The sequence below is a fragment of the Chitinophaga sp. YR573 genome (assembly GCF_900110995.1).
In the GTDB taxonomy this organism is placed as follows: Bacteria; Bacteroidota; Bacteroidia; order Chitinophagales; family Chitinophagaceae; genus Chitinophaga.
Genome location: NZ_FOJF01000001.1, coordinates 296,343 through 307,595 on the forward strand (window position 1 = coordinate 296,343; position 11,253 = coordinate 307,595).

Consider the following 11,253-nt stretch of genomic DNA (forward strand, 5'->3'; position numbering starts at 1 on the left):
AAACGGCTTTTTTCTTACGTTACAAATCATAGAACGTTCGTGATCGGTTAATCCTCAGGTCTCGCAGAATCCCCGATTTGGGACTGATCGTGATACTGAACTGCCTGTAAGTACCGATAGGTATAAGGTTGATAGACATCTGCCAGCAATGCAAATCGCGCGATATATAGATATTTGTATAAGCTAATTGTTTGTTGATAAAGTCTACACCACTATTCACCCCCACTTTCCACTTCGGAGTCAGACTGAAATCACCATTAAAACTCAGGTACTGGTTAAAACTGATTACCACCCCGCCAGAGTCAGGAATGATCTGTTTACTGTAAGATAAGCTGTAAGAAAGGTCCACCTTCCAGGGAATATCAAAATCCACATACTCTCCCGGGTTCTTCCGAACCGCCGCCAGCTGCCTTTGCTGCGCCTGGAATGCCGCATCCGTACTCTGCTCGTTCTCTATGTTATTGATCTCCTTCTCTTTATCCTTGCTCTTTTTGTCGGACGACTGGAACGAGGTACTCATCGAGATATTCGCATTCGTCAAACGCCCCAGACTCAGTTTCCCTGCCTGCCACACATATGCATCCAGTCTCCGGCCACGGGCATTCACCTGGTAAGGGTCAATTGAACCACTGGCTGTTACATTAATCTTATCAAACAGGTTCGTACGGGCATAAATACTGAAAGTAGACAGCCTAAAACTATCCGCCAGCATATTATAAGACGTATTAATCCCGAATCCATCCAGCAACTTGATCTTCTTCTCATGATTCGCCGATGTATCCTTCTTAGAAAACACCTTCATTTCCAGGTTGTTATCCAAGCCGAACGAGATAGATCCCGCCCGCCCTTCAGAAGGTACCCCCACTGATGAACTGGTAAAATAAGACTGTCGCAAACTATCTCCCGCTTTGTTATACCGCAAATAATAATAAGCATTCTTTGCAAGGTCCGGCTGGTAACTGGCACTGATCGTAGGACGCATTACGTGACGGATGGCCCTGATCTTCGACGTCTTGCTAAAATGATACATCCCATACAATGCCGTTGATAAGGAAATACTGGCACTTGCCTGCCGAGCAGCAAAGAATCCGGAAGAGTAAGTCGTGTCAATACCACCTACAGAATCAATGCTCACACGCTTATTCGGATCCCACTCACGCACCGTTTTCTTAGTATACCAGTATTCCGAATAACTAATACCCGGAGAAAGTGTGAAATTCTTAAACACCGGAATAGAGAACGAAATAGGAAGATTATGCTTCATACCCGACTGCAACGCATCAAACATTTTAGACTTCCCAAATACAGAATCCTTAAAAGTAACACTGTTATTCAGGACAGTAGAATATCCGATACCCAGCTTATAATACCACTTGGATGGCCCCACCAGCTCCTTAGGCTGGAAAGGATACAAAGTGTTGACGTTAAATGTAGCAGATGGGAATGATATAGACACATCACGCGTACTCAGGTTCTGAGAGTGCGTAAGACTGGATGTAAAGTTGAAAGGCTTACCCTGCCAGGTCTTGGAAAAACTAATAGATGATCCAATATTATTATTTACACGAGTCGCATAATCATAGACGTTATAAGTATTATAGCTCGATGTTCCGAAGTTCACGTTCGCTCCGAAGTTCACACCAGGACGCGCCTTACTGTCCATACTATGGTTCCAGGTTACACGGAAGTCACGCGAGCGGCTAAACTCTGTTTTCACGGTGGGGTCCCCAAAACGTGTATTCGCAAAGCTTAGTGTCATCCCCCCGTTATAATGATAACGCTTCCTATAGGTAGGACTCGCCGTCAGCGACCAGCTGCCATAAGAATACACATCCCCACGCATCGTCAGGTCAAAATTATCTCCCAGTCCTAAATAATAACCACCGTTTTCAAGCCCCATCCCCTTCTGCGCATTCACCACATAACCCGGCATCAGCATCCCCGAACGCTGCCCCTGTGTAATAGGGAAGATGGCAAATGGTATGAATAAAGGCGTCGGCACCCCTTCTATCTCTAAATTAGCAGGGCCTGAAATCACCAGTTTATCAGGGATCACCTTGATTTTCTTGGCGCGGAACTGGAAGTGAGGAGTGTCCAGGTTACAGGTAGTATACCCGTTCTTGAAACCAAAAATACTGTTGTCGGGCTGCCGCTTTGTCTGCTGACTAGCCACAAACCCTTCTCCATACTGAGACCGGGTATTATATATCTTCGCCCTTTGTGTATTGATATTATAACGTAAGGTATCGGAATCGAAGCTCTGACCCCCGTCATTCAACTGCGGCCGGCCATACGGCTTGCCGCTGGTATCCAGTGCAGTAGTAGCTTCCATTATCCCTGTACTCTGGGTAAAATTCATCCTTTCCGCAGTAAGGTCTACCTTTTTGTACTTCGTATTTGCAGTGCCATAGAAGAAAAAACGTTTATCCGGCACCACCAGTACTATGGAATCCTTAGCTTTATATGTAACAGGAGCATCCAGGCTATCCTTAGACAGTTTCGGCATATCCATACTATCAACGGCTGTACTATCTGTCGGAACAGGCAGGGAAGTGTCTTTTTTTACGGATATTGCATCTTTTTTCAGTAACAACGCCGTATCTTTTACAATCGGCACGGTATCTGTGAAACTTTTGTTAAAGTAGGCAGGAAGATGTGGCGCGGGAGTTGCTACTGCATCTATAATAAAGGGAACGACAATTAATATACCGGCAAATAGCAGGTATATAGGTCGCAAAAACTTTTTATAATTATTTTTGTGATTCAGGTGCATGTCTTGATAGCGGGCACAAACCTACAAGATTTTATACAAATTATTATCAATCGTAAAACGAAAAGGATATTTAACATCTTATGTACCGACGAAATAACGAATAACTATGACGGATCAGAGGGAATAAAGAAGCGGGATACGTCATTTATAAATATTACTAACTAACGCCCATTATATTAAAATAAAAATTGAGTCATGCGCTGGAACCGATTTTGGATCTTAGGATGTAGCACTTTGCTAGGACTTTTTTTCATTTATGCCAAAGAAGCCCCCGGTGGCACCAAAAGGAATCCCCCTATCAGGACAATCATCATAGACCCGGGACATAGTGCCCAAACCCCGGGCGCTCACGGTAAATTTTCTACGGAAGAAGGAATTGTGCTGGATGTAGCCCTGAAACTGGGTAAACTGATTGAAACCAATATGAAGGATGTACGTGTGGTATATACCCGTAAAACGAGTAATGCCCTGGCATCCACCCTTAAAGCTGACCTCAACGAGAGAGCCATCATTGCCAACAGGGAAAAAGGAGACCTCTTCATATCTATTCACTGTAACTCTGCCGGCCCTTCCCGCCACGTCGTCGGCTACAAAACCGTTATGGTGAGGAAAGGCAAACGTAAAGTAGCCACCAAGAAGCCTATATATACCACCTCCCCCAGTACCGCAGAAGGTACCGAAACATATGTATGGGCTACCGGTAAAAATACCGCTAAAACAGAATCCCTCAGGGAAAGCCCGGTAATCCTGCTGGATAATGCAGAAGGTGCTAATACTGTGATGGATATGTCTGATCCTGAAACCTTTATCTTACTAAATACATTACGTAATACCTACTTCGATCAGAGCCTCCGCCTCTCTACCCTGATAGAAGACGAGTTCACCCATGTAGGAAGAATCAGCCGTGGTGCAAGACAACGTGATGAAAAAGGCATCTGGGTGCTACAGGCAACTGCCATGCCCAGCGTGCTGGTAGAACTAGGCTTCATCAGCAACCCTGAAGAAGAAAAATACCTGAACTCAGAAGATGGTCAGCAGGAAGCTGCCACCTGTATATATAAAGCCATCCAACGCTATAAAGATGAACTGGGCCGTTACAGCAACCCGGAATCTACTGAACCTGCTACCATGCAGCCTACGCCCATCAGTTATAAGAAAGGCGCTGGCCGTCAGCCGGTTACAACATCCAAAGGCAAAACACTGATCGCTAAAAAGACTACTAAAGAAAAAGATAAACAGCTGGCTTCCAGGGTGAAACCATCAAAAACATCTTCAAAAGCGATCGCTGCAAAAAAAGTGGTTGTCAAACCTTCCTTTGCATATGATATCCAGTTGATGATTACAGATAAGAAGTACCATTCCGGCTCTTCTATCTTTAATAAGCTGTCGGGAAATATCAGGCAGGAGCAAATAACGATTAATCATAAACGGCTTAATAAGTATATCTGGGGAAGTTTCAGATCGGAACCAGAAGCCAATACTGCTTTGCGTAGAGCAAAGCAGCTTGGCTTCTGGAACGCCTTCCTTTTACCAAAAAAAAATGACACTCGATTAGCAAGCAGATAACATTAGCTATACACCACCCCACAGATTATAACCCCTATCCCCAGAAAAATCCCTTTTTTACTCATATATTGTCGGCTAAATACCAGGAATTGAAAACCCGGTATCAGATTTGACTATTTGTAATTCAAACCGGTAATTGATTGCCAACATCCTTTTTTGTTTATTTTTGCAAGAACGTATAACGTATTCTCATGCTTAAAGTATCTAATGAAACCAAAGTAGGCATTCTTACAGCGGTATCTATCGCATTGCTTTTTTTGGGTTTTAATCTTTTAAAGGGAAAGAGCCTTTTTTCAACCAGTAAGACTATTTACGCAGTATATACACAAGTAAACGGATTACAACCTTCCAACGGCGTACAGGTGAATGGCCTGGTAGTAGGGAATGTAGCTAATCTCGATGTGATGAATAAGAATGCAGGTAAAATACTTGTTACACTTAGGATCACTAAGAAAATAGATATCCCCCGTAACTCTGTAGCCCGTATTACCAGCGATTTATTAGGTAGTAAAACCGTTCAGATCGATTTTGGTAACGCTAATGATTATCTGAAAGATGGAGATACCGTATATGCGGCAGTAGATGGTTCTATTACCGATGCTCTTAAAGAACAGTTAAGCCCTCTGGTAAATAAACTGGAAGTTACATTAGGATCTGTGGACTCTGTTCTGCTGACCGTCAACTCCATTTTTGATCCCAACACCAAAGGTAACCTGCGTGAAGCTATCGCTAACCTGAACACTACCATGGGTAACTTCAGCAAAACATCGGCTTCCCTCAACAGGATGCTGGACCCAAAAACAGGCAGCGTATCAGCTACCATGAGTAACCTGGAGTCCTTTTCCGGTAATCTGAAGAATAATAATGAAAAGATAACAGGCATCCTTGCCAACGCAGAAAAAACCACTTCTGCCCTGGCTAACGGACAACTGGATAAAACACTCCTTGAGCTGCAGCAAATGGCTACACGCCTCAACGAAACACTGGGAAAACTGAACAGTACAGACGGTTCACTGGGATTATTAATGAACGACAAAAAGGTATATAACAACCTGCAATATTCACTGGGTAACCTGAATAAACTGCTGGAAGACCTTCGTGTGAATCCTAAACGTTACGTACACTTCTCGTTGTTTGGCAAAAAATCAAAAGCGCAGCCCTTACCATCAGATACCGCAAAGGCACAATGATTTTGAAGATACAGCAATTAGCAAAATACGGGCTTATCCTCACAGGGATCTGCCTGGGTGGATTCTTTCCCGCCATGGCTCAGGAGCCGGGTAATACTGATTCTACCAAGGTGATTCATATCATTCAGTCAGATAAACTGAATGTTATCACCAAAGACACCGTGCAGTTGAACCGCTTTATAGGGAATGCTATCTTTCGCCAGGGGAATACCCTTTTCTATTGCGATAGTGCTCTGATTAACAGGGCTTCCAACATACTGGATGCCTACGGTCATATACATATTAACCAGGCAGACAGTATCCATATCTACGGAGATTACCTTCATTATGAAGGAGATACGAAACTGGCTACCCTTCGCGATAACGCCCGGCTCACCGATGGAAAGATCACCATCTCCGGCCCGGAACTTAAATACGACATGAATGCCCGCATAGGTACTTATGAACAGGGCGGTAAGCTGGTGAATGGTAAAAGTGTACTCACCAGCCTCGAAGGATTCTATTACGCAGATACCAAAGACGTATACTTTAAGAAGAATGTGGTGATGATAGACCCGGAATATACCCTGTCTACCGATACCCTTCTTTATAATACAGAAACAAAAATAGCTACTATCGTAGCCCCTACTACTATCAACGATGGTAAAACCCTTATGTATGCCACCTCCGGTGAATACAATACGGAATCTGGTCAGGGTAACTTCGACAGCCGCCCTACCATCCAGGATAGTACCGCTACCATTACTGCCGACAGGATCATTATGGATAAACGCACCGGCTTCGCATATGCTACCGGTAACATGATCTATCGTGATACCGCGCAGAAAATGACCCTGCTCTCCAACTATGGTACCGTTAACCAGAAAGAGAAAACCATCCTGGCTACCCAGCATCCGCTGATGATCATGGAAAGGCAGAAAGATACATTGTACGTATCTGCTGATACCCTGTTCTCCGGTATTGTAAAAAGAGATACTAGCACAAAAAAGCCGGTTATTGTTACACCAATAGTAGATTCTACCCTAATAGGAATTTCTATACAGAAAGATTCTATCAGCATAGATTCTGCCGGTAAGCATAATGCATTTGCGTTAAAGCTTGATAGTGCCTTAAAACCTGCCGATAGCACAATAAAAACATTGGCAATAAAAACTGATAGTACGATAGCAAAAGATACGACCCGTAAAGCACGGGTATCCGCCACAGATAGCGCTCTGGCGGCCAAACCACTGGCACCGCTATCGGATACGGCTCAGCAAAAAGATACCACGGAACACCGTTATCTCATGGCCTGGCATAATGTCCGTATCTTCTCCGATTCACTTCAGGGAGTAGCAGATAGCTTGTATTATACTTCAAAAGATTCTATCTTTCGCTTCTATAAACAACCTGTATTATGGGCCACCGGTACACAACTTACCGGAGACACCATCTTCCTGTATATAAAAAATCAAACTGCTGATAAAATACTACTCGACCAGAACGGGCTGATAGTAAAAGAAGCAGGGAAAGAATTATATAACCAGATAAAAGGTAACCAGATAACCGGTTACTTCGCAGGGGAAACCCTCGACTGGATGCATGTGGATGGAAATGCAGAGAGTATATATTATATCAAGGATGATGATGGCGGCTTTATCAGTGTAAACAAAACACTCAGTGGTATCATCAACATCTACTTCAGGAATAGCGAGTTACATCATGTTACTTTCATCAAAGACCCTGAAGGAACGATGTACCCCTTTACCCAAAGACCTTTAGACCAGTTATTACTGGAAACTTTTCATTGGGAGATAAAACGCAGACCCAAAACAAAATACGAGTTAATGGGTTCTGTAAATACGGTCAAAGTAGCCCCTGAGAAAACAGAAGAAAAAGAAAACCAATAAATATGATTAGAAAATTCCTTTCGCCCATCTATCAGTTTTTATACGACAGCAGGGCGGTAGGGAGTATACTGATCCTCTGCACCATTGTAAGCCTGATACTGGCTAATTCGCCCTGGCAACAGGCTTACCTGTCATTCTGGGATACTTCCGTACATATCGGAGAACATCTCCCGCATTCCATACTACACTGGATCAATGACGGCTTAATGGTCCCCTTCTTCTTCCTGGTAGGAATGGAGATTAAAAGAGAGCTGACCACCGGCGAATTATCGTCCATCAAAAAATCCATGTTGCCCGTACTGGCAGCTATCGGAGGAATGGCCTGCCCTGCAGTCATCTTCCTGATATTCAACATCAATACACCTTATTCTCATGGCTGGGGAATACCCATGGCTACAGATATTGCTTTTTCCTTAGGTGTTCTGTCCTTATTAGGAAAAAGAATCCCCCTCACCCTAAAAATATTCCTCACCGCCCTCGCTATTATAGACGATCTCGGTGCCATACTTACTATCGCCGTTTTTTATACGGCCAGTCTGCATACCGGGTATTTGCTCATTGGTGCAGGTATCATGCTGCTGCTCATTGTGTTAAACCTCTGCAAGGTGCAAAAGCTGGTGTTTTACCTTATTCCAGGCGCAATATTATGGTACTGTATTTACAACTCCGGTATCCATGCCACTATCGCCGGTGTGTTGCTCGCAAGCTGTATCCCGCTGCCCCGTTTACCGATGCTCATCAGCCGCCTGCATGATCCTGTGAACTTTTTTATCATGCCCGTATTTGCGCTTTCAAATACCGCCATTATATTCCCTCCGGACATACTCAACGCTTTCAATAATACGATCAGCTACGGTATCCTGGCAGGACTGGTAATCGGTAAACCATTGGGAATCTTTGGGTTCTCTTATATAGCTACCAGGCTCAAACTGGCCGCACTGCCTGCTCATACCAACTGGTCACAGCTGCTGGGCGTGGGTATTATCGCTGGTATTGGCTTCACAATGTCTATCTTCATCTCCACCCTGGCATATCCGGAGCCAGCCCTGCAGATTACGGCTAAAATAGCTGTAATAGCGGCTTCCCTTCTGTCTGGTCTTACAGGATACTTTTATCTTGTAAGCAAAAAACAACAATAATTGGCACACTGGCACCGTTATTGCAGAGCATTTCAAACTAATATGAAAAAGACGCTGTTCATATCTATGCTCCTTGTACTGGGTCTCAATTATGCTAATGCACAATTAAAAGGTAATCCCCAGGTAGGTCTTCGTTTAGGGCTGCCTTTTGGTGCAACCGCACGTTACTTTTTCGACGATGCCAATGCAGTAGAAGCCATAGCCGGAGCATACGCACATACTTTTACCATCACCGGTTTATATGAAAGGCATTTCGACCTTTCCGCTTTAACAACAGAAGGATTTGGATGGTTTGTAGGGGGTGGAGCACATATGGGCAGCCGTAAAGAGAATGATAATGTGAAGTTCATTGCAGGTGTGGATGCTATCGGTGGAATAGATTATGTTTTTCCGGCAGATCTGAATTTACCGATAAATGTGAGTCTCGACTGGAAACCTGCCGTTCACTTCAATACATCATCTGATCTTGCAGATTTTGCCATATCAATAAGATATACTTTCGGACGTTAATCTTTTTTTAAAACCAGATAATATATGAAACAACTTGTGTTATTCTTTAGCCTGTTCGCAATGATTTCCATTCAGGCAAGTGCACAAAAAAGAAGCAGCTCTCTTGCTAATTATTCAACAGCACTGGGTGTAAGGGTAAATCCTTTCCTGGTAGGCTTTACTGTGAAGCATTTTATTGCAGGTCCACATGCCATTGAAGGCATCGTTTCTACCAATGTAAGCGAACAGCAAAACGTTACTTTTACCGGTTTGTACGAGTACCACTGGAATGTTTTCGGTAAGAAAGAATTCCTGATGTACGCAGGTGGTGGTGTGCACGTTGGTGCTTATGACCGCTTCGACTACTACCGTGATGATTACTACAGACATGGCGATGGTACTTATGTAACTGCTGGTCTGGATGGTATCTTCGGCGTGGAATATACTTTCAGAAAGATTCCCCTGGTATTAAGCGCTGACTTAAAACCATACGTTAACTTCAGCGGTGGTGTTCATCACTTCGGTGAAGAGATCGGTGGTATCTCTGCCAGGTATACCTTCAAATAATAAGACTTTATTTTATTTAAAGCCGGATTGCAAATTTTCATTTGTAGTCCGGCTTTTCTTATATTTAAGCAGGATGAAAATATTCACTGCTTTACAGATACGGGAAGCCGATGCTTATACAATCAGGCATACGCCTATAAGTAGCCTGGCACTCATGGAAAAAGCTGCGCTTGCCTGTACAGACTGGCTGGCAGAACAGCACTTTGTGAAATACCCTTTTGCTATATTCTGCGGTATGGGTAACAATGGCGGAGATGGTCTCGCTATCACCCGCATGCTGCGCAACATGGGCTGCGAAGCACATGCATACATCCTGCCTCATAGCCAGCAGGCTTCCGAAGATCATCAGGCTAACTACAAATCCTTACAACGTTACTACCCTGAAAGCCTGCATACGCTACAGGTATTCCCTGAACTGGCAAAAGATACCGTCATTATCGATGCTATTTTAGGCACAGGCTTAAGCAGGCCCGCTGAAGGATTGATAGCAGATATTATCAGTCGTATCAATAGCTGTTATGAACAACATACCATCATCGCTATTGATATCCCCTCCGGCCTGCTGGCAGATACTTCCAGTGTAAAGCAACCGGCAGTACAGGCGCATCATACCCTCAGCTTTGAAGTACCTAAACTGGCCTTCTTACTGCCCGAAAATGCTGTACGCATAGGCGAAGTACATATACTGTCTATCGGCTTACACCCGGATTACATCGCCAACACCCCTGCAAAGTTCAATATCATGGACGGGGCCATGATGCGGGATATCTACAAACCCCGCAAACCCTTTTCACATAAAGGCACCTTTGGACATGTACTGCTGATTGCCGGTAGTTATGGCAAGATGGGTGCCGCTATATTAAGCGCTAAATCCTGTCTGCAGGCAGGCGTGGGCTTACTCACCTGCCATATCCCCAGGTGCGGTTACGATATCATGCAGATATCCGTTCCTGCTGCTATGTGTATCACAGATGAACAATTCGATCACAGCTCCAGCTTCCCTTCCGAAGAAGACGCTAAAAAATATAAAACGATCGGTATAGGCCCTGGTCTTGGCACTGCTGCCGGTTCCATCTGGGCCCTGGACAAACTCCTGGACCATTACCAGCAGCCAATGGTGATAGATGCGGATGCCCTCAATCTATTATCAACCAACCCTAAAACATTGGCCAAAGTACCGGAGAACTCTATCCTTACCCCCCACCCCAAAGAGTTTGAACGCCTTTTTGGTAAAGCAGCTAATGATATAGAGAGATTGGAGCTGTTGTCTCAAAAGGCGGTCGAAAAGAAACTCTGTATCCTGTTAAAAGGCCGGTACACGGCAATGGCCAGTCCGGATGGCGAACTGTATTTCAATGCCACAGGCAACCCCGGTATGGCCACCGGAGGCAGCGGAGACGTCCTTACAGGTATCATTACCTCACTGGTGGCCCAAGGTTATTCTTCAAAAGAAGCCATGCTGCTCGGTGTATACATTCACGGTCTGGCCGGCGATTTCGCCGCAGCCGCACTATCACAGGAAGCCATGACAGCGGAAGACATCCCCGGTTACCTGGGCAGAACCTTTCTCACATTGCATAAAAATCAATAGATACCGTTTCCGATAAAAGTTTATATTTATAGAATTGTAAAAATTCCCG

Annotated in this window: 8 protein-coding genes; 7 read left to right on the plus strand and 1 reads right to left on the minus strand. The window is 44.3% G+C overall.

The genetic code is table 11. From position 1 onward, the window contains the following. Positions 1-19: 19 nt before the first annotated feature. Positions 20-2,737: a putative LPS assembly protein LptD gene (locus BMW86_RS01285; protein ID WP_143056451.1), complete on the minus strand. Its 2,718-nt coding sequence runs from the start codon at positions 2,735-2,737 to the stop codon at positions 20-22. A gap of 231 nt (positions 2,738-2,968) precedes the next feature. Here BMW86_RS01285 and BMW86_RS01290 point away from each other — a divergent pair, with 231 nt between their 5' ends. The 7 genes from BMW86_RS01290 to BMW86_RS01320 all read left to right on the plus strand — a co-directional run bounded on the left by BMW86_RS01290 (position 2,969) and on the right by BMW86_RS01320 (position 11,204). After that, positions 2,969-4,339 (plus strand): N-acetylmuramoyl-L-alanine amidase family protein, encoded by a 1,371-nt coding sequence (locus BMW86_RS01290; RefSeq protein WP_089778201.1) that lies wholly within the window; start codon positions 2,969-2,971, stop codon positions 4,337-4,339. Between the two features lie 191 nt (positions 4,340-4,530). Continuing rightward, positions 4,531-5,529, plus strand: a complete 999-nt coding sequence (locus BMW86_RS01295) for an MlaD family protein (protein ID WP_089778204.1) — start codon at positions 4,531-4,533, stop codon at positions 5,527-5,529. Continuing rightward, complete coding sequence (locus tag BMW86_RS01300) at positions 5,526-7,418, plus strand: OstA-like protein (protein WP_089778206.1); 1,893 nt, start codon at positions 5,526-5,528, stop codon at positions 7,416-7,418. Before BMW86_RS01295 ends, BMW86_RS01300 begins: the two co-directional genes overlap by 4 nt. Positions 7,419-7,420: 2 nt before the next feature. Next, positions 7,421-8,557, plus strand: a complete 1,137-nt coding sequence (nhaA, locus tag BMW86_RS01305; RefSeq protein ID WP_089778208.1) for a Na+/H+ antiporter NhaA — start codon at positions 7,421-7,423, stop codon at positions 8,555-8,557. A gap of 42 nt (positions 8,558-8,599) precedes the next feature. After that, positions 8,600-9,067, plus strand: coding sequence for a hypothetical protein (locus BMW86_RS01310; RefSeq protein WP_089778210.1), 468 nt, complete (start codon positions 8,600-8,602; stop codon positions 9,065-9,067). 24 nt (positions 9,068-9,091) lie between these two features. Then, a complete protein-coding gene (locus BMW86_RS01315; RefSeq protein ID WP_089778212.1) occupies positions 9,092-9,613 on the plus strand; it encodes a hypothetical protein in 522 nt (173 codons plus the stop codon). A gap of 73 nt (positions 9,614-9,686) precedes the next feature. Then, positions 9,687-11,204, plus strand: coding sequence for an NAD(P)H-hydrate dehydratase (locus tag BMW86_RS01320; protein WP_089778214.1), 1,518 nt, complete (start codon positions 9,687-9,689; stop codon positions 11,202-11,204). The last annotated feature ends 49 nt before the right edge of the window (positions 11,205-11,253 follow it).

Bases quoted from the DNA above. Each gene is read 5' to 3' on its own strand.
- BMW86_RS01290 (WP_089778201.1), top strand. From the start codon at position 2,969: ATGCGCTGGAACCGATTTTGGATCTTAGGATGTAGCACTTTGCTAGGA.
- BMW86_RS01295 (WP_089778204.1), top strand. From the start codon at position 4,531: ATGCTTAAAGTATCTAATGAAACCAAAGTAGGCATTCTTACAGCGGTA.
- BMW86_RS01300 (WP_089778206.1), top strand. From the start codon at position 5,526: ATGATTTTGAAGATACAGCAATTAGCAAAATACGGGCTTATCCTCACA.
- nhaA (WP_089778208.1), top strand. From the start codon at position 7,421: ATGATTAGAAAATTCCTTTCGCCCATCTATCAGTTTTTATACGACAGC.
- BMW86_RS01310 (WP_089778210.1), top strand. From the start codon at position 8,600: ATGAAAAAGACGCTGTTCATATCTATGCTCCTTGTACTGGGTCTCAAT.
- BMW86_RS01315 (WP_089778212.1), top strand. From the start codon at position 9,092: ATGAAACAACTTGTGTTATTCTTTAGCCTGTTCGCAATGATTTCCATT.
- BMW86_RS01320 (WP_089778214.1), top strand. From the start codon at position 9,687: ATGAAAATATTCACTGCTTTACAGATACGGGAAGCCGATGCTTATACA.